This window comes from Bradyrhizobium sp. ORS 375, from assembly GCF_000239775.1.
GTDB lineage: Bacteria > Pseudomonadota > Alphaproteobacteria > Rhizobiales > Xanthobacteraceae > Bradyrhizobium.
The window spans coordinates 1-17,873 of sequence record NZ_CAFI01000150.1 but is presented as its reverse complement, the minus strand read 5'-3'; the positions used below and the strand labels follow the sequence as shown (position 1 = coordinate 17,873).

Here is a 17,873-nt window from a genome sequence, read left to right as displayed (position 1 = left end):
TGGCGCGGGCGACGGCGGCGACGGCAACAACGGCCAGGGCAGCGGCGGCGCCGGCTATGGCGGCGCCGTGTTCGTGATGGACGGCGCGACTCTGACCGTGAAGACCTCCAGCTTCAGCGGCAACTCCACCCAGGCCGGCACCGGCGGAACACCGGTGGCGCCCAAGGGCCAGGACCTCTACATCAACGGCGCCACCCAGGTGGTGACGTTCCAGATCAATTCCGGCAGCGCCACGTTCGGCGGCAGCACGCAGACAACGCAAGGCAACATCGCCGGCGAAGGCGGCATCGCGAAGACCGGCGCCGGCGCGCTCACGCTCGGCGGCACCAACACCTACAGTGGCGCGACCAGTGTGAATGCCGGCACCTTGCTGGTGAACGGCACGCTGGTGAACTCCGCGACCACGGTCAACAATGGCGGCACGCTCGGCGGCACCGGCACCACCAACAGCGTGACGGTGGCCAGTGGCGGCATCCTCGCGCCCGGCTCCGGCACAGCCGGCACCACGCTGACGGTGCAGGGCAGCCTCGCCTTCGCAAGCGGCGCGATCTACCTGGTCCAGGTCGATCCGACGACGGCGTCGCGGACGAATGCGACCAGCGCCACGCTGGGCGGCGCCACCGTCAATGCGAGCTTCGCGGCCGGCAGCTACGTCGCCAAGCAATACGTCATCCTTCAGACGACGGGCGGCATCTCCGGGACATTCGGCGGCCTGGTGAACACCAACCTGCCTGCGGGGTTCTCGACCAGCCTCTCCTACGACGCCAACAACGTCTATCTGAACCTTGGCCTTTTCACCGCACCGTCAGGGAGCCTCAATACCAACCAGGCCAATGTCGCCACCACGCTCACCAACTTCTTCAACCGCAATGGCAGCATTCCGCTGGTGTTCGGCGGCCTGACGCCGGCCGGTCTCAGCCAGCTCTCCGGCGAGGCGGCGACCGGCTCGCAGCAGACGACGTTCAACGCCATGACGCAGTTCATGGGCGTGATGACCGATCCGTTCGGCGACGGCCGCGGCGGCGGCGCACCGGGAGCAGGCGCGACGGCATTCGCCGACGAAGGCGATGCGGCCAACGCCTATGCGGCGGCGGGACGCGGCCGCAAGGGTGCCGAGCGCGACGCCTATGCGATGCTGACCAAGGCACCGGCAGCCGATGCGGCCGCACGCCGCTGGAGCGTGTGGGCCGCCGGGTTCGGCGGATCCCAGACCACCGACGGCAACGCCGCGCTAGGCTCCAACACGACGACCTCCACCCTGTACGGCACGGCCGTCGGCTTCGACTATCGGCTGTCGCCGAGCACCGTGGCGGGCTTCGCGATGGCCGGCGGCGGCACCAGCTTCAGCGTCGCCAACGCGCTGGGCTCGGGACGCTCCGACCTGTTTCAGGCCGGCGGCTTCGTCCGCCACCGCATCGGCCCCGCCTACATCACCGCGGCGCTTGCCTATGCTTGGCAGGACGTCACTACCAATCGCACGGTCACGGTGGCCGGCATCGATCAGCTTCGCGCCCAGTTCAAGTCCAATGCCTGGTCCGGCCGGCTCGAAGGCGGTTATCGTGTGCTGTGGCCGGCGGCCGGGCTCGGCCTGACGCCCTACGCCGCCGGACAGTTCACGACGTTCAATCTGCCGGCCTATGCCGAGCAGGCGGTGGTTGGTGCCAACACCTTCGCCTTGGCCTATGGCAGCCGCAGCGTGACGGCGCCGCGCAGCGAGCTCGGCCTGCGCACCGACAAGGCGTTTGCGATGCCGGACGGCGTGCTCACGTTGCGCGGCCGCTTCGCCTGGGCCCATGACTACACCACGGGCCGCACGCTGACGCCGACGTTCCAGACCTTGCCCGGCGCCAGCTTCGTCGCGAACGGCGCGCAGCAGGCTGCCGACCGCGCGCTGATCAGCGCCACGGCCGAGATGAAGTGGATGAACAACTGGTCGGCGGCGCTGACCTTCGACGGCGAGTTCGCCAGCATCAGCCGCAGCTATGGCGGCAAGGGCGTGGTGCGGTATTCGTGGTGAGGGCGGGAGAGAATCGCTGCGATGTCCGTACGGTGACAAGCCCCCCTCGCAGTTAGTTACTTCGTCATGCCCGGGCTTGTCCCGGGCATCCACGCGGTTCTAGCGCGCCTTACGACGTGGATGGCCGGGACACGCCCGGCCATGACGATGTGGAAAGAGACGGGCACATAGCTGCGAGCTTCAATGGAGATAGCCTTGCGTGAAGGTGGCGGATGACGCTCCGTCATCCGCCACCCCTATCTCTACGCCTGCTCGATCGCCGCCGGCATCTTGGCGACGGACATCAGCGATCTCGCGACCTGGTTGAGGAGCTGGTCGGCGTTCTCCTCTTCCGCCAGCGACTTCGACAGCAGCGCGACGACGGCGCTGTGGCGGAGCTGCTGGGCGAGATTGCGGGCTGTCGTGTAGCCGGACATCTCGTAATGCTCGACGCGCTGCGCGGCGCCGATCAGTGCGAGGTCGGCGGCGGCGTCCTCCTTGTCCTCGCCCTGTGCCATGATCTCCTGGCCTTCCTCGACCAGGCCCATCATGCCCTTGCAGGGCTTGGCCTTGGGCGTCTTGCCGAGCAGCTCGAAGCATTCGTTGATGCGGTCGATCTGGGCCTCGGTCTCGACCAGATGCTGCTCGAACAATTCACGCAGCTGATCGAAGCGCGCGGCCTCGGCCATCTTCGGCAGCGCCTTGGTCAGCTGCTTCTCGGCGTGCAGGATGTCTCTGAGCTCTTCGATCAGGAGATCGCCGAGGCCGGCTTCGTCGACCGGCGGCGAGCTCTCGGTGACGATCGCGCTGGACGCGCCGTTTTCGCTGGCCTGGATCGCCGGCGATTCCGTGAAGACCCAGTCGCCGCCCTCGTTCCAGGGACCGCGGGTGTCGATCTCGCCGTGGTCGCCGGTGCCGGTGGAATCGTTGAAGAACTGATCGACAAGGCCCGGCGTCGGCGCGATGCGGCCGACGCTGAAGGCCGGCTTGTTCATGCTCTCCAGCGCCAGCGCGAACGCTTTCATGTGGGTGATCTCGCGCGTCATCAGGAACTGCAGCGCGTCCTTGGTGCCGGCGTCGTCGGTGAAATTGATGAGACGCTCATAGACGATCTTGGCGCGGGCTTCGGCCGCAATGTTGCTGCGCAGGTCGACGTCGAGCTCGCCGGTGATCTTGAGATAATCGGCAGTCCAGGGATTGCCCTGCGAGTTGAACAGATTGACGCCGCCGCCGCCGGCGATCGCGATCAGCGGATCGGCCTCGGCGGCTTCGCGGTCGAACTTGGCGGGTTTCAGATGCATGCGGGCGAGCGTGCCGACCACTTCGAGATGGCTCAGCTCCTCGGTGCCGATGTCCATCAGCAGGTCCTTGCGATCGGGATCCTCGCAGTTGAGGCCCTGGATCGAGTACTGCATGGCGGCGGCGAGCTCGCCATTGGCGCCGCCGAACTGCTCCAGCAGCATGTTGCCGAAGCGCGGATCCGGTTCGTCGACACGGACGGTGAACATCAGCTTCTTGACGTGGTGATACATGGGATGGCCTCGGACGTTGGGGGCAGGCAAGGTCCGAACGGCCGGGGTACATGGTTGTTCCGTACCTTTCGCGGGAGGATCGGTGCGCGGAGGTCGCAGGCGTTTCACGGCATATGCACGCTGCAAAGCACTCCGCGCCGAATCGCGCGCAGCTGCGGCACGGAACCGATGCAAATCGGAGTGGCGGGATCAACGGCTTGGAGGACCGCGCGACATCCTGTTGGCAGCTGAACAACTGCCTCTTGCTAAGGTTTTCCCTGCTCGCCTAAGCTGTTGCGCTGGAGAGTGACATGTTGATGCGAACACCGGCCAGGGAGAAGCCAGGTCTCGGCGAGCGACTGCGCCGGGTCATCGAGCGACTCCGCGACCACGCATCGTCACTGACATCAACGTCGCACGCAAATGGGGCAACATCGCGGAAGCCGTCCTATCATGTCGTCGAGGAGGAAGATGACGACAGCAATATGGACGTCGCGCTCGCGGCGCTGATCGATCAGATCGAGCGGCCGGCGCAGACACCGCCGTCGCGGTTCCCATCTCTCGCACGTGTGACGACATCGCGCCAGGCTCCGCACATCCCGGTGTACGAGCGGCCGCCTTATTTCGACATCGCGCCGCGCCAACCCGAACCACGCAACCTCGATGCACGCCCTGTCGAGGTCGAGCCGCGGCGCATGCACAATGATGAGCCGGCCGAGCGGATCGTGCCCGAGGAAGAATTGTCCGAGCTGCGCAAGGACCTGATGAGCGCGATCTCGGCGCGGCTCGGATCGCCCGAGGACCATCTGGCCACGATCCGCAATCTGCTGCGGTCGGTGAAGTGATGTGGGGCCGCAGCAATATCGGCAAGACGGTCGAGGAGTTGACCGATCATCTGCGGCTGGTCGATCACGTACGCGCGCTGCAGGATGGCCAGAAGGAGATCGCCGAGGCGATCCGCGCCGTGAACAGCCGCCTGACGTCGATCGAGGCCGAGTTCAGGGTGCTCAAGGCGGAGACGCAGCGCGACGCGCTGCGCGAGGTGCAGCACGCGGTGCAAGGCGTTCAGACCTCGATGCATGACGAGCTGACGCGGATGGCGACGCGGCTCGCGGTGCTGGAGCAGGCCCTGCGGCGCGAGGCCGCGCGTCAGCAGGCGCAACCTGCCGCCACGCGCGCACCCGCCGCACCACCGCGCCCGGACGGAACGCGCTGAGGGCGCGGACGCTCAGCGCAAGGTCGCCGTTCGGCTCGAGATGTCGATGATGACGCTTCCGCTCTTGACGTAGGGGTTGGGAACGAAGGCGTCACCTGGCGCGATCTGATAGTCCTGAGCGTCCTTCGGAATCGGAAAGCCCTTGGCGCAGGCCTTGGCGATGGTCTCGCGGTCGGCATAATCCGCTTGCGCCACGACAGTGCCGGGGCGCGGTCCGGCGGCGAGCTTCGACAGTCCGAAATATTTGAACTGCTCCGAGCAGGTGACGACGTTCAACGTATAGGCGCCGGTCGAGTCCGATGCCTGCAGCAAAAAGTCATAGGACATCTCGATGCGCTCGCTGCCGGTGAAGCCGACTCGTGCCACGCCGGTTTCCAGAAAGCCCTGCCCCATATGTCCGGTCAGACAAACCAGCACGTCGCGCCCGTCGGCCTGTCCGGCGATCACGCATTCGTCCACCTGCATGCCGGGCTGGTAGCCGCGGAAGACGTAGCCGCCGCCGTCCTGCTCGAACAGCACCGAGCCGCCAAAGTCGGTCGCGTGCGGCTCGCACTCGCTGCCGTAGCTCACGATCAGCACTGGCTTGCCGGAGGCGACGAAGCGTCCCTGCTGGCGCTGCGCACCCAGTTTGACGTCGCAGCGGCGGCCGTTGGCGTTGGGATAGGATCTGGCCTGCTTGCAGGTCGAGCCGGCAATCGCCTTGGGCGCGCAGAACAGCGACAGCAGCGCGCGATCGCCGCCGGCCGCGTCGGCATGCCCGCTCCAGGCGCCTGACAGCAGCAGCGACAGCAGCACGAAACAGACTCTCGTCATGGGATCGGCCTTCCAGGAAGAGCTTGGCGTGCGGACACATTTAGCCGCGATGCTGCCGCGAACCAATCATAAAACTAATGCGCGCATCGTCATGCAGACACACTCATAATTTGCCGCGCCATCGTGCTTCAGCCTTTGGCGCGGTCGGCTGATGATGTAGGCTGCGCTGACAGCAACGACTCGATGATGACCGGCCGCATCGCGGCAGCCGGCGAAGCCGCATGAGGGGCCCATGACCGACCATCTGATCGTCACCGACGAGGGCGAGACGCGGACGATCAAGCTCAGGCGCCCGGAGAAGAAGAACGCGATCACCCAAGCCATGTATCTCGGCATGAGCGATGCGATCGACACCGCGCAGAACAATCCGCTGGTGCGCTGCATCATCATCACCGGCGGCTCCGGCGTGTTCACCGCCGGCAATGATCTGGAGGACTTTCTCCATGCAGGCAACGCCGGCAGCGAGGCGGCGCGGACCTCGGCGGCGACCAAATTCCTGTATTCGCTGGCCCACAACGTCAAGCCGATCATCGCCGCCGTCGACGGCGTCGCGATCGGCATCGGCACCACGATGCTGTTTCACTGCGACTACGTGCTGGCCTCGACCACGGCGACGTTCTCGACGCCCTTCATCCATCTCGGCCTGGTGCCCGAGGGCGCCTCGAGCCTGCTGATGCCGCAGACCATGGGCTATCAGCGCGCGTTCGCGATGCTGGTGATGGGACGCACCATGACCGCGGCGGACGCGCATATCGCCGGCTTCGTCAACACCGTGGTGGCGCCAGGCCATACCGAGGTCGAGGCGCACAAGGTGGCGCGCGATATCTGCCGGCTGCCGGCCGAGGCGGTGGCGATCGGCCGCAAGCTGATCCGCACCGCGCCGGACGAACTGACCCGCCGCATCGACCAGGAGGCCTATCTGTTTGCCGAGCGCATGACCTCCGAAGAGGCGATCGGCGCGTTCAAGGCATTCTTTTCCCGCAAGAAGAAGTGACGCTCGGGCCGTCGAACGCGCATGCCGCAGTTTGATGTCATCGTGATCGGCTGCGGCGCCGTTGGCAGCGCTGCGCTGCTGCATCTCGCCAGGGCCGGCCAGCGCGTGCTCGGCATCGACCGCTTCCAGCCGCCGCATCGTTTCGGCTCGACTCATGGCGAGACCCGCATCACCCGCGCGGCGATCGGCGAAGGCGTCGACTACACGCCGCTGGCGCAGCGCTCGCACGCGATCTGGCGGGAGTTGGAGCGCGAGACCGGCGCGCATCTGTTCGAACAATGCGGCTGCCTGTTCATTCCCGCCCGCGACGGCGGCGAGGTGCACGGCGTCACGAGCGCGCAGTTCTTCGCCAACATCGAGAATGCCGCCCGGCTGCATGGCGTGAATGGCGAAGCGATTTCATCGGAGCAATTGCGGGCAGATTATCCCTGCTTCGCCACGGCGCCCGGCGATCGCGGCTTTCTCGATCGCGAAGGCGGCTATCTGCTGGTCGAGGAGTGCGTGCGCGCGGAGCTGGCGGTCGCCGCGCGGCTTGGCGCAACGCTGCTGACCGGCCGGCGCGTGACGGCGTTCCAGCGCACGGGCGGCGCGCTCACGGTCACCATGGACGACGGCGCAACCGCGTCGGCGACGACGCTGATCGTCACCACAGGTCCCTGGATCACCGAGCTGATCGCGCCGCTGCAGCGGCGCGTGACCGTCACGCGGCAGGTGCTGTACTGGTTCGAGGTGCAGTCGCATCCGGAGCGCTTCGGTCCGAACACGCCGGTCTACATCTGGGACGTCAGCGGGCGCGGCCGGGCCGCCTCCGACATCTACGGCTTCCCCTGGCTCGGCTCGCCCGACAACGGCGTGAAGATCGCCAATGAGGTGCTGACCGGCGAAACCGATCCGGATCACGTCGCGCGCGAGGTCAGCGCTGACGAAATCGCCGCGACCTACGAGACCTATGTCCGCCCGTTCGTGCCGGATCTCGGGCCGACATGCCTGCGCAGCGAGGTCTGCCTCTACACCAACGCGCCGGGCGGCCGCTTCGTCATCGACCGCGATCCCGGTGACGCCAACGTCATCTACGCCTCGCCCTGCTCCGGCCATGGCTTCAAGCATTCGCCGGCGGTGGGCGAGGCGCTCGCGGCGATGGCGCTGGGCGAGACGCCGCGGGTCGATCTCTCCGGCTTCACGCTGGACCGGTTGGCCGTGCTGTGACGCCTACTTGCCGGATTGCAACGCGGCGGTCTGCTTGGCGAGCCCGTCGTTGAACTGCGCCTCGAGCTTGTCGAGATAGGCGTTGAACTCGCCCGGCTTGACGAACGGGTTCGGCGCCCCCTCCGCCATCTTGGCGCGCTTGTCGGCCATGCCATACATCTCCGGATGCGGCGCCAGCAGCACGTCGGGATGCACCGTCTTCGCCCAGGCATAGGTCTTCTTGTAGTCGTCGACGATGCCCGGATAGGTCGGCCGGCCCACGAGCTGATTCAGCGCCACGGTGGCGCTGCAGAAGAAGATCACGCTGCGTGTCGCATCGCCGTCCTTCACGTCCGTGGTCCAGCTGGTGCAGCCCGGCGAATGGCCGGGCGTGTCGTGCGCCGTCAGGGTGACGCCGCCGAGCGCGACCGTGTCACCCTCGTGCACGGCGCGGTCGACCTTGACCGGCGGGAAGTTCAGATAGCGCTGGTCCTCGCGGCCCGGATAGAAGCCGCCTTCGAGCAGCGGAACGTCCTTCGCGCCCGCCACCATCTGCGCGCCGGTCTCCTGTTTGATCTGGGCGAGTCCGCCGGTGTGATCGATATGGGCGTGGGTATTGATGACGTATTTGATGTCGGCGACCTTGAAGCCGAGCTTGGCGATGCTGGCTTCGATCTGCGCGGTCGATTCCGGCATCACGGTGTCGATCAGGATGTGGCCCTGCGGCGTGGTGATCAGATAGGAGGCGAGGCCGTTGGTGCCGACATAATAGATGTTGTCGATCACCTTGAACGGCTCGGTCGGGGTATTCCACGCCGCAACCATTTGCTTCATGAAGTCCGGCAGCGATTGCGCTGCAGCGGGACAGGCCGCCAGCGTCAACGTGGCAGCGAGCAGCATCATTCTTTTCATCACGCCCTCCCGATTCCCGGTATTGTTGTTATGAGTTTGTCTTATGTCATCGCGACCGCGACGAAGCAATCGTACTTCGTCACGCCGCCTGCATCATCCGCGCGCCTGCCATATGTGACCCCAGCATGAGCCGTTTCCATCGCGTCACCATCGCCTGTCTGTTCGCCGCCCTTGCAGCGGCGAGTCTGGCCGCCCTGCCGGTCCATGCCGAGGACGAGCCGGTGAGCTTGCGCATCCTTGCCATCAACGACTTCCACGGCAATCTGAAGCCACCGGCATCGGGCATTCGCGTCGCCGATCCGAACGACCCGACCAAGAGCAGCGTGGTGCCGGCCGGCGGCGCAGCGCAGATGGCGAGCCTCGTCAAGCTGCTGACGGACGGACAGCCGAACACGATCTTCGTCGCGGCCGGCGACCTGATCGGCGCGAGCCCGTTCCTGTCCGCGATGTTCCACGACGAGCCCACGATCGAATCGATGTCGCAGATGGGACTCGCGCTGTCAGCGGTCGGCAATCACGAGTTCGACGAGGGCAAGGACGAGCTGCTGCGGATGCAGAATGGCGGCTGCCATCCGACCGACGGCTGCCGCGGCCCGCAGCCATTCACCGGCGCCAAATTCCACTATCTCGCCGCATCAACCTTTCTCAAGGGCACCGACAAGACGGTGTTTCCGCCTTACGAAATCCGCACCTTCGAGGACATCCCGGTCGCCTTCATCGGGCTGACGTTGAAAGGCACTGCCGGCATCATCTCGCCGGCCAGCTCGGCAGGCCTGGAATTCCGCAACGAGGCGGAGAGCATCAACGCGCTGATCCCCGAGCTGAAGGCCAAGGGCGTGCAGGCGATCGTGGTGCTGATCCACGAGGGCGGCTGGCCCTCCGGCGGCATGAACGAATGCCCGGGCCTCTCGGGCCCGATCGTCGACATCGTCAAGGATCTCGACAGCGCCGTGGATATCATCATCTCCGGCCATACCCACCAGGCTTATGTCTGCACCATCGACAAGCGGCTGGTCACCTCGGCCGACAAGTTCGGCACGCTGGTCACCGCGATCGACGTCAAGCTCGACCGCGCGACGCGCGACGTGATCAGCACCAGCGCGACCAACATCGTTGTCGACGCCACGCTGCCCAAGGATCCGACGCAGACCGCGCTGATCGACGCCTATGAGAAGCTGGCCGCGCCGATCGCCAATCGGCCGGCGGGCGTGATCACGCAGGTTCTCTCACGACTGCCGAACGCTGCCGGCGAAAGCGTGCTCGGCGACGTCATCGCCGATGCTCAGCTCGCCGCGACATCGGCGCCGGACAAGGGCGGCGCCGTGATCGCGATGACCAATCCCGGCGGCATTCGCACCGATCTCGCCCGCCGTGACGACGGCGCGGTGAGCTATGGCGACGTGTTCGCAAGCCAGCCGTTCCGCAACCAACTCATGACGGTCACCTTGACCGGGGCCGAGATCAAGGCCGCGCTCGAGCAGCAATGGCTCGATCCAGCGCGGCCGCGCATCCTGCAAATCTCTCGCAGCTTCTCCTATGCTTTCGATGCCAGGCAGCCGGCCGGCGCGCGCGTCGACCCTGCGTCGATGATGCTCAACGGCAAGCCGATCGACCCGGCGGCGTCCTATCGCGTCACGCTCAACAATTATCTCGCGCTCGGCGGCGACGGCTTCACCACCTTCAAGAGCGGCCGCGATCCGGTCGTCGGGCCCTATGACGACGAGGCGCTGTTCGCCTATCTCAAGGCCAACAGCCCGCTGGCCCCGCCGCCGCGCGACCGCATCTCGAACAAGGCTCTGTGATGACCCGGACGGCGGGAAAGCCGGCCATATCCTCCGTCATGGCTCTTTCCGCGGCTGCCTTCAGCGCATAGATTGGGCACTCCCGCAACGCGCGAGTGGCAGGACCTGTTGAATGTCGACGCTGTACCTCTCTCATGAAGCCTGCCTCAATCATGCGACGCCGTCGGGACACCCGGAGCGCGCCGACCGCTTGCGCGCCGTCGAGGAGGCGCTGGCCGAGGAACGCTTTGCCCTGCTCGATCGCGACGAGGCGCCTGAGGCGGACATCGAGCTCGCCTTGCTCTGCCACAACGAGCATTACGTCACCGAGCTGCGCCAGATGGCCCCGACCTCCGGGATCATCTATCTCGACGGCGACACCTCGATGTCGCCCGGGACCTGGGAAGCCGTGATGCGCGGCGTCGGCGGTGCGGTTGCGGCCACGGAATCGGTGATGTCCGGCCGCCATCGCAACGCCTTCGTCGCCACGCGCCCGCCGGGACACCATGCCGAGATCGCCAAGCCGATGGGCTTCTGCTTCTTCGACAATGTCGCGATCGCCGCCCGCTACGCCCAGCGCACCTTCGGCATCGAGCGCGCCGCCATCATCGATTTCGACGTCCATCACGGCAACGGCACCCAGGACATCTTCTGGGCCGACAAAAGCGTGATGTACTGCTCGACCCACCAGATGCCGCTGTTCCCCGGCACCGGCGCCCGCGGTGAGCGCGGCGAGCACGACACCATCGTCAACGCACCGCTCGCCTCAGAGGACGGCAGCCTTGAGTTCCGCTCGGCGTTCGAGAACCTGATCCTGCCGCAGCTGACGAAGTTCAGCCCGGAGCTCGTGATCATCTCGGCCGGCTTCGACGCGCATTACCGCGATCCGCTGGCGTCGCTGAACCTGCGCGCCGAGGATTTCGGCTGGGTGACGCGCAAGCTGATGGAGCTCGCCGACAAGACCGCCGGGGGCCGTGTCGTGTCGGTGCTGGAAGGCGGCTATGATCTTCAGGGCCTTAAGGAATCCGTGTCCGCCCATGTCGCGGCGCTGACCGGGGCGTAATCCCCAGGTTCCGACCGATCCACCCCCGCAGGGCCTGACAGAGCCTCGACCGGGGTGTAAAAGCACGGCCCCGGAGTTGAGTATCTGCAGGGAACCCGCATGGCGGACAACACCGTAACCGACGTCAAGAAGCTGTCGTTCGAGCGCGCGATCGAGGAACTGGAGTCCATCGTGAAGCGGCTCGAGGACGGCAAGGTGCCGCTCGAGGAGTCGGTGACGATCTACGAGCGCGGCGAGGCGCTGAAGCGACGCTGCGAGGAGCTGCTGCGTCAGGCCGAGGCCCGGGTCGAGAAGATCACCACCGATGCCAGCGGCCGCGCTACCGGAACGGCGCCACTCGACGTGCAGTAGCGGATCGGCGCCTGACGATCGTCGAGACGCGGCGTGCATTCGGATGGCCCGAGCAGTCACCCGGAGAATGCCGATCTCCATGGAAATCGAGCTCCCCCTGAGATTCAATCGCAGCTAGGCCGCGAATGGTGCGGCCAGCGCGGTGTCGGCGACGACAGATCCGGTCTCCGCGGCAACAGCGGACATTTATTTCCCGTCGCGCCGCTCGTGGATCGCACCGAGCCTGGCCGCCTGCCGATCGTGCAAATCAGCTGAAAAACACAGCAGTCATCCGCCGGGCAATCCGGGCAGCGGCTCGCGTCTGCGTCGAACGCGAAAGCCTGGGAGTTGCCCCGACCGGACGTCGTCGAGCCTTTCTATTAACGCTGTCTCTCGAAACAGCCTTAACGGACTTGCACCCGGGTGCGCAGTCCGAACGCAGGAATGGCAGCGTTCGAACCGTGGGATCGGTCGGGTCGCGCGCGGCATCATCTCAATGTCCACATCGCACGCCCACGACCATGCAGGCGCTCGCAAGAAGACTTTGCCTTCGATAGTGAAAGCTTTGCCCACGGCTCTTCCGCAAGCCGCTTTGCCGGCGTGATGGCCAGGAAAGGCCTTATGCCGATGACGTCTTCATGATCGCGCGCGGACCAATCCCCTCACGCGAATGCATGGCTCATCCCGCCGCAGCGGCGATCATTTGCCGCGGCAACCGATTCTGCATCGCGGGAAAGGCCTGGACGCAGACGTGGTCTCCGGGCTATTGCGGACCCGCGGCTGCCGTCGATTTGAGCAGCTCCCTGGAACCTCCGGCCCGCCGTCGAGGTTGAGTTTTGACCGACTGGTACCCTTTGCGGGCTTGCCATCTCGCGCCGGGTTGGCTTTAAGACGGGCTTTGGTGTAAAGCTGCTCGGAACTGCGGTTTTTTGGAAGTGCCCAGTCTCCCGCCGGGAGTTGATCTAAGTGCTTCCAACAATTGGCAAAACTGACTCGGCTGAACGACTTGGCGATCTTGGGCGACAAACGAGGACGGCAAGGCTACCAAGAGTGACTTACATCACATAGATCGATCCAAAAGCCGGCTAGGGTCCGGACTGCGGCTTCAATCCGCGCGGATGTGACCTTCGAGACACCCGGTTTCGCCGCCCGTTACGATGAACCTCTCAGACGTCGGCCCTTGAACCCGACCTGCAAAATTGGAATGTCACCGTGACCACATTTAGTAAGACGCCGCTTCTCGACACCATCAAGACTCCGGAAGATCTGCGCCGGCTGAAGGTCGAGCAGGTCCGGCAGGTCGCCGACGAACTGCGCCAGGAGACGATCGACGCGGTCTCGGTGACCGGCGGTCATTTCGGCGCAGGCCTCGGCGTGGTCGAGCTGACCACCGCGATCCACTACGTGTTCGACACCCCGCGCGATCGCCTGATCTGGGACGTCGGCCACCAGGCCTACCCGCACAAGATCCTGACCGGTCGGCGCGATCGCATCCGTACGCTGCGCACCGGCGGCGGTCTCTCCGGGTTCACCAAGCGCACCGAGAGCGACTACGATCCGTTCGGCGCCGCGCACTCCTCGACCTCGATCTCCGCCGGTCTCGGCATGGCCGTGGCGCGCGACCTCTCCGGCGGCAAGAACAACGTCATCGCCGTGATCGGCGACGGCGCGATGTCCGCCGGCATGGCCTATGAGGCGATGAACAACGCCGGCGCGATGAACTCGCGCCTGATCGTGATCCTCAACGACAACGACATGTCGATCGCACCGCCGGTCGGCGCGATGTCGGCCTATCTGTCCCGCCTGTACTCGGGCAAGACCTACCGGACCCTGCGCGATGCCGCCAAGCAGCTCGGCCAGCATCTGCCGAAGGTGATCGCCAACCGCGCCAGCCGCGTCGAGGAATATTCCCGCGGCTTCATGATGGACGGCGGCACGCTGTTCGAGGAGCTCGGCTTCTATTATGTCGGCCCGATCGACGGTCACAACCTCGACCATCTGCTGCCCGTCCTGAAGAACGTCCGCGACATGGAGACCGGCCCGATCCTGGTCCACGTCGTGACCCAGAAGGGCAAGGGCTACTCGCCGGCGGAAGCCGCGGCCGACAAGTATCACGCGGTCGCCAAGTTCGACATCGCCACCGGCACCCAGGCCAAGGCCAAGCCCAACGCGCCGGCCTACCAGAACGTGTTCGGCCAGAGCCTGGTCAAGGAAGCCGAGAAGGACGACAAGGTCGTCGGCATCACCGCTGCGATGCCCTCGGGCACCGGCATCGACATTTTCGCCAAGGCGTTCCCGAAGCGCACTTTCGACGTCGGCATCGCCGAGCAGCACGCAGTGACCTTCGCCGCTGGTCTGGCCGCCGAGGGCTACAAGCCGTTCTGCGCGATCTACTCGACGTTCCTGCAGCGCGGCTACGACCAGATCGTCCATGACGTCTGCATCCAGTCGCTCCCGGTGCGCTTTGCGATCGATCGCGCGGGCCTGGTCGGCGCCGACGGCGCCACCCATGCCGGCTCCTTCGACAACGCCTATCTCGGCTGCCTGCCGAACATGGTGATCATGGCCGCGTCCGACGAGGCCGAGCTGGTGCACATGGTGGCGACCCAGGTCGCGATCGACGACCGGCCGAGCTCGGTGCGCTATCCGCGCGGCGAGGGCCGCGGCGTCGAGATGCCGGAAGTCGGCGTTCCCCTTCCGATCGGCAAGGGCCGCATGATCCGCCAGGGCAAGCAGGTCGCCCTGCTCTCCTTCGGCACCCGCCTCGCCGAGTGTGAGAAGGCGGCCGACGAGCTCGCTGCTCACGGCCTGTCCGCATCGATCGCCGATGCCCGCTTCATGAAGCCGCTCGACGAGGAGCTGGTGCTCAAGCTCGCCCGCGAGCACGAGATCCTGATCACCATCGAGGAAGGCTCGATCGGCGGCTTCGGCTCGCACGTGATGCAGTACCTGGCTGACCAGGGCATGCTCGACGGCGGACTGAAGATGCGCACGATGGTGCTGCCGGACGAGTTCCAGGACCACGACACGCCGGCGGCGATGTACGCCCGCGCCGGTCTCGACGCCAAGGGCATTGTCCGCAAGGTGTTCGAGGCGCTCGGCAAGGACTACGCGACCGAGGCCGTCAAGCTCGCCTGAGGCGGGCTTGGCTACCCGTCACTGGTGAACCATGAAGATCTATCTGGCAGGTCCCGACGTGTTCCTGCCGGATGCTGTTGAGATCGGCCGGCGCAAAGTCGCGATCTGCGACCGCCTCGGCCTGATCGGCCTCTATCCTCTCGACAACACTGTCGATCTCGGCTCCGCCGACGCCTCGCGCCAGATCTTCCATGGCAACGAGGCGATGATGGACGACGCCGATGCCATCATCGCCAATCTCACGCCGTTCCGTGGCCCCGGCGCCGATGCCGGCACGGTGTATGAGCTCGGCTACATGGCGGGACGTGGCAAGCTGTGCCTTGGCTATTGCAACGATCCAGCCAGCTATGCCGAGCGCACCCGCCGGTTTACGGCGGTAAGTGAGCAGGACGGCCGGCTGGTCGATGCCGAAGGCCTGACAGTCGAAGATTTCGGCCTGCCGGACAACCTGATGATGATCCACGCGCTCGATGCGCACGGGCACCCGCTGGTGCTGCCGCGCGAGCGGCCCGCGGACGTCTGGCATGATCTGAAGGCGTTCGAGATCTGCGTGAGATTGGCGGCGGAGCGGCTGGGCCCGGACTCGTAGGGTGGGCAAAGCGGCGCCGCAGGCCACGCGTGCCCGCCTTCCATCCGCGCCCGCAATCGAGACGGTGGGCTCGGCGCGTCAATTGCGCTACGAGCTTGCGGCAACACCGGTGCTCGCGCCTTTGCCCACCCTACGGATCTCGGGTTTTGGCATTCTGCTGGCGACATCTAAGCTGTCGTCCCGGCGAAAGCCGGGACCCATAACCACAGGACGTTGTGTTGGGCAGACACGTCGTTGCCAGCGTCCTACAAACTACGTTCGGTGGCGATGGGTCCCGGCTTTCGCCGGGACGACAGCGGAATTGGGGCGCGAGCTCCACAACTCATGACAACTGATCGCCACGCCCATGCCCCCTCCCCGCAAACGCGCTGACATCCTCCTCGTTGAACGCGGCCTGTTCGAGAGCCGGGCGCGGGCGCAGGCGGCGATCGAGGCGGGGCTGGTGTTCGCCAACGACAAGCAGGTGGCGAAGGCCTCCGAGACCATCCCGGTCGATGCCGTTGTGCAGGCGGAGCCGGCGCATCCCTGGGTGTCGCGCGGCGGCGTCAAGCTGGCGGGGGCGCTGGAGCATTATGGCATCGAGGTCGAGGACCATGTGTGCCTCGATGTCGGCGCGTCCACCGGCGGCTTCACCGAGGTGCTGCTGGCGAATGGCGCGGCGGTCGTGTTCGCGATCGATGTCGGCCGCGACCAGCTGCATCCGTCGCTGCGCAATCATCCGAGGATCGTCTCGATGGAGCAGACCGACATCCGCAGCTATGACGGCAGGCGGCTGCCGCAGCGGCCCGATATCGTCGTGATCGACTGCAGCTTCATCTCGCTCAAGGCCGTGCTGCCGGTGGCGCTGACGCTGGCGGCGTCGCCGATGAGCCTGCTGGCGCTGATCAAGCCGCAATTCGAGGCGAAGGGCGCGCACGGCAAGGGCGGCATCATCAAGGATGCGAGCGTACATCAAGCCGTCTGCGACGACATCGCTGCCTTCACCGCCTCGCTCGGCTGCAGCGACATCGAGATCTTTCCGTCATCCATCAAGGGCGGCGACGGCAACGCCGAATTCTTCCTGGGAGCGCGCCGCCATGGTTGAGCGTCTGATCATCGACCATGTCGGCCATCGCGGCGACGGCGTGTCGCTGTCGTCGGGCGAGGCGCTCTACGTGCCTTATACGCTCGCCGGCGAGACGGTCGAGGCGGCCGTCATTCCGGGTCATCCCGACCGGCGCAAGCTGCTCGCGGTGGAGACGCCGAGCGGGGAGCGGATCGCGCCGTTCTGTCCGCATTTCGGCGTCTGCGGCGGCTGCGCCATCCAGCACTGGACGCCCGAGCCTTATCAGCAATGGAAGCGCAACATCGTCGTCGAGACCTTGCGCGCCGCCAAGGTCGAATGCGAGGTGGCCCCGCTGATCGATGCCCACGGCGCCGGCCGGCGCCGCGCCACCTTTCACGCGCGCATGGGCACGCACGATATTCTCAGGGTGGGCTTCGCGGCTGCCAACAGCCACGAGATCGTCCCGATCGACCGCTGCCCGATCCTCGATCCGGCGCTCGACGGCGCGCTGGAAGCGGCGTGGGCGCTGGCGGAAGCATTGAAGCCGACCGGCAAGCCGCTGGACATCCAGGCCACCGCGACCAGCAACGGCCTCGACATCGACATCCGCGGCTCGGGCCCGCTGCCGCCGCCGCGCATCGCAGCGCTCTCGCTCGTCGCGGAGAAGCACCGCCTGGCGCGGCTGACGCGGCATGGCGAGCTGGTGCTGATGCGCAATCCGCCCGTGGTAACGATGGGGACGGCGCAGGTGACCTTGCCGCCCGGCTCATTCCTGCAGGCCACCGTGCAGGGCGAGGAGACGCTGGCCCAATTGGTGATCGAGCGGGTCGGCAAGGCCAAGCACGTCGCCGACCTGTTCTGCGGGGTCGGCCCGTTCGCGCTGCGGCTCGCGTCGCGCGGGCGCGTCATCGCGATGGACAATGACGCCGGCTCGATCGCAGCGCTGCAGAAGGCGGCGGGGACGCCGGGCCTCAAGCCAATCAGGGCCGAGGCCCGCGACCTGTTCCGCCGCCCGCTGATGCCACCTGAGCTGCGCGACCTCGACGCCGTCGTGTTCGACCCGCCACGCCAGGGCGCGCAGGCGCAGGCCAAGCAGCTCGCCGCGAGCAAGGTGCCGGTGATCGTCGCGGTATCGTGCAACGTGACCACGTTCGCCCGCGACGTGCGCATGCTGATCGACGGCGGCTACACGCTCGAGACCGTGGTGCCGGTCGATCAGTTCCGGCACACGCCGCATGTCGAGCTGGTGGCGAGATTGGTGCGGTGAGGCAAGAGAGTTTCCGCGTCATTGCGAGCGCAG

The 17,873-nt window shown here is 66.3% G+C and carries 15 protein-coding genes; 12 read left to right on the top strand and 3 right to left on the bottom strand.

Features of this window, described 5'->3' with window-relative positions:
• Nucleotides 1–76 precede the first annotated feature (76 nt).
• Nucleotides 77–2,017, top strand: a complete 1,941-nt coding sequence (locus BRAO375_RS12950; RefSeq protein WP_244423178.1) for an autotransporter domain-containing protein — start codon at nt 77–79, stop codon at nt 2,015–2,017.
• A 242-nt stretch (nt 2,018–2,259) separates the two neighbouring features.
• On the opposite strand, the gene BRAO375_RS12945 is transcribed toward BRAO375_RS12950, so the two are convergent.
• Nucleotides 2,260–3,528, bottom strand: a complete 1,269-nt coding sequence (locus tag BRAO375_RS12945; protein WP_009027920.1) for a DUF892 family protein — start codon at nt 3,526–3,528, stop codon at nt 2,260–2,262.
• 290 nt (nt 3,529–3,818) lie between these two features.
• On the opposite strand from BRAO375_RS12945, the gene BRAO375_RS12940 reads away from it, so the two are divergent.
• Together BRAO375_RS12940 and BRAO375_RS12935 are read left to right on the top strand one after the other, a co-directional pair.
• Entirely contained in the window at nt 3,819–4,352 is a 534-nt protein-coding gene (locus tag BRAO375_RS12940; RefSeq protein ID WP_009027919.1) for a hypothetical protein, read from the top strand.
• Nucleotides 4,352–4,723: a hypothetical protein gene (locus BRAO375_RS12935; protein ID WP_009027918.1), complete on the top strand. Its 372-nt coding sequence runs from the start codon at nt 4,352–4,354 to the stop codon at nt 4,721–4,723. Before BRAO375_RS12940 ends, BRAO375_RS12935 begins: the two co-directional genes overlap by 1 nt.
• A 12-nt stretch (nt 4,724–4,735) precedes the next feature.
• On the opposite strand, the gene BRAO375_RS12930 is transcribed toward BRAO375_RS12935, so the two are convergent.
• Nucleotides 4,736–5,536 carry a hypothetical protein gene (locus BRAO375_RS12930; protein ID WP_009027917.1) on the bottom strand — a complete coding sequence of 267 codons (801 nt, stop codon included), beginning with the start codon at nt 5,534–5,536 and terminating at the stop codon, nt 4,736–4,738.
• A gap of 232 nt (nt 5,537–5,768) precedes the next feature.
• Between BRAO375_RS12930 and BRAO375_RS12925 the strand changes: the two genes are divergently transcribed.
• Both BRAO375_RS12925 and solA read left to right on the top strand, forming a co-directional pair.
• Complete coding sequence (locus tag BRAO375_RS12925; protein ID WP_009027916.1) at nt 5,769–6,530, top strand: enoyl-CoA hydratase-related protein; 762 nt, start codon at nt 5,769–5,771, stop codon at nt 6,528–6,530.
• A 21-nt stretch (nt 6,531–6,551) separates the two neighbouring features.
• Nucleotides 6,552–7,736, top strand: a complete 1,185-nt coding sequence (gene solA, locus BRAO375_RS12920) for an N-methyl-L-tryptophan oxidase (RefSeq protein WP_009027915.1) — start codon at nt 6,552–6,554, stop codon at nt 7,734–7,736.
• Nucleotides 7,737–7,739: 3 nt separating this feature from the next.
• Here solA and bla read toward each other — a convergent pair whose 3' ends face one another.
• Complete coding sequence (gene bla, locus BRAO375_RS12915; protein WP_009027914.1) at nt 7,740–8,627, bottom strand: subclass B3 metallo-beta-lactamase; 888 nt, start codon at nt 8,625–8,627, stop codon at nt 7,740–7,742.
• A gap of 125 nt (nt 8,628–8,752) precedes the next feature.
• On the opposite strand from bla, the gene BRAO375_RS12910 reads away from it, so the two are divergent.
• The 7 genes from BRAO375_RS12910 (at nt 8,753) to BRAO375_RS12880 (ending at nt 17,840) form a co-directional block, all read left to right on the top strand.
• Nucleotides 8,753–10,429: a bifunctional metallophosphatase/5'-nucleotidase gene (locus BRAO375_RS12910; RefSeq protein WP_009027913.1), complete on the top strand. Its 1,677-nt coding sequence runs from the start codon at nt 8,753–8,755 to the stop codon at nt 10,427–10,429.
• A 112-nt stretch (nt 10,430–10,541) separates the two neighbouring features.
• The gene (locus BRAO375_RS12905; protein WP_009027912.1) at nt 10,542–11,471 is read left to right on the top strand and encodes a histone deacetylase family protein; all 930 of its coding nucleotides are present in this window, start codon (nt 10,542–10,544) and stop codon (nt 11,469–11,471) included.
• A 99-nt stretch (nt 11,472–11,570) separates the two neighbouring features.
• Complete coding sequence (locus tag BRAO375_RS12900) at nt 11,571–11,822, top strand: exodeoxyribonuclease VII small subunit (protein WP_009027911.1); 252 nt, start codon at nt 11,571–11,573, stop codon at nt 11,820–11,822.
• Between the two features lie 1,191 nt (nt 11,823–13,013).
• Nucleotides 13,014–14,939 (top strand): 1-deoxy-D-xylulose-5-phosphate synthase, encoded by a 1,926-nt coding sequence (gene dxs / locus BRAO375_RS12895; protein ID WP_009027909.1) that lies wholly within the window; start codon nt 13,014–13,016, stop codon nt 14,937–14,939.
• A 31-nt stretch (nt 14,940–14,970) separates the two neighbouring features.
• Entirely contained in the window at nt 14,971–15,528 is a 558-nt protein-coding gene (locus BRAO375_RS12890; RefSeq protein WP_009027908.1) for a nucleoside 2-deoxyribosyltransferase, read from the top strand.
• A 346-nt stretch (nt 15,529–15,874) separates the two neighbouring features.
• Nucleotides 15,875–16,612, top strand: coding sequence for a TlyA family RNA methyltransferase (locus BRAO375_RS12885; protein ID WP_009027907.1), 738 nt, complete (start codon nt 15,875–15,877; stop codon nt 16,610–16,612).
• Nucleotides 16,605–17,840, top strand: coding sequence for a class I SAM-dependent RNA methyltransferase (locus BRAO375_RS12880; RefSeq protein ID WP_009027906.1), 1,236 nt, complete (start codon nt 16,605–16,607; stop codon nt 17,838–17,840). The genes BRAO375_RS12885 and BRAO375_RS12880 overlap by 8 nt, the downstream gene beginning before the upstream one ends.
• The last annotated feature ends 33 nt before the right edge of the window (nt 17,841–17,873 follow it).

Bases quoted from the DNA above. Each gene is read 5' to 3' on its own strand.
- BRAO375_RS12950 (WP_244423178.1), top strand. From the start codon at position 77: ATGGACGGCGCGACTCTGACCGTGAAGACCTCCAGCTTCAGCGGCAAC.
- BRAO375_RS12945 (WP_009027920.1), bottom strand. From the start codon at position 3,528: ATGTATCACCACGTCAAGAAGCTGATGTTCACCGTCCGTGTCGACGAA.
- BRAO375_RS12940 (WP_009027919.1), top strand. From the start codon at position 3,819: ATGTTGATGCGAACACCGGCCAGGGAGAAGCCAGGTCTCGGCGAGCGA.
- BRAO375_RS12935 (WP_009027918.1), top strand. From the start codon at position 4,352: ATGTGGGGCCGCAGCAATATCGGCAAGACGGTCGAGGAGTTGACCGAT.
- BRAO375_RS12930 (WP_009027917.1), bottom strand. From the start codon at position 5,536: ATGACGAGAGTCTGTTTCGTGCTGCTGTCGCTGCTGCTGTCAGGCGCC.
- BRAO375_RS12925 (WP_009027916.1), top strand. From the start codon at position 5,769: ATGACCGACCATCTGATCGTCACCGACGAGGGCGAGACGCGGACGATC.
- solA (WP_009027915.1), top strand. From the start codon at position 6,552: ATGCCGCAGTTTGATGTCATCGTGATCGGCTGCGGCGCCGTTGGCAGC.
- bla (WP_009027914.1), bottom strand. From the start codon at position 8,627: ATGAAAAGAATGATGCTGCTCGCTGCCACGTTGACGCTGGCGGCCTGT.
- BRAO375_RS12910 (WP_009027913.1), top strand. From the start codon at position 8,753: ATGAGCCGTTTCCATCGCGTCACCATCGCCTGTCTGTTCGCCGCCCTT.
- BRAO375_RS12905 (WP_009027912.1), top strand. From the start codon at position 10,542: ATGTCGACGCTGTACCTCTCTCATGAAGCCTGCCTCAATCATGCGACG.
- BRAO375_RS12900 (WP_009027911.1), top strand. From the start codon at position 11,571: ATGGCGGACAACACCGTAACCGACGTCAAGAAGCTGTCGTTCGAGCGC.
- BRAO375_RS12890 (WP_009027908.1), top strand. From the start codon at position 14,971: ATGAAGATCTATCTGGCAGGTCCCGACGTGTTCCTGCCGGATGCTGTT.
- BRAO375_RS12885 (WP_009027907.1), top strand. From the start codon at position 15,875: ATGCCCCCTCCCCGCAAACGCGCTGACATCCTCCTCGTTGAACGCGGC.
- BRAO375_RS12880 (WP_009027906.1), top strand. From the start codon at position 16,605: ATGGTTGAGCGTCTGATCATCGACCATGTCGGCCATCGCGGCGACGGC.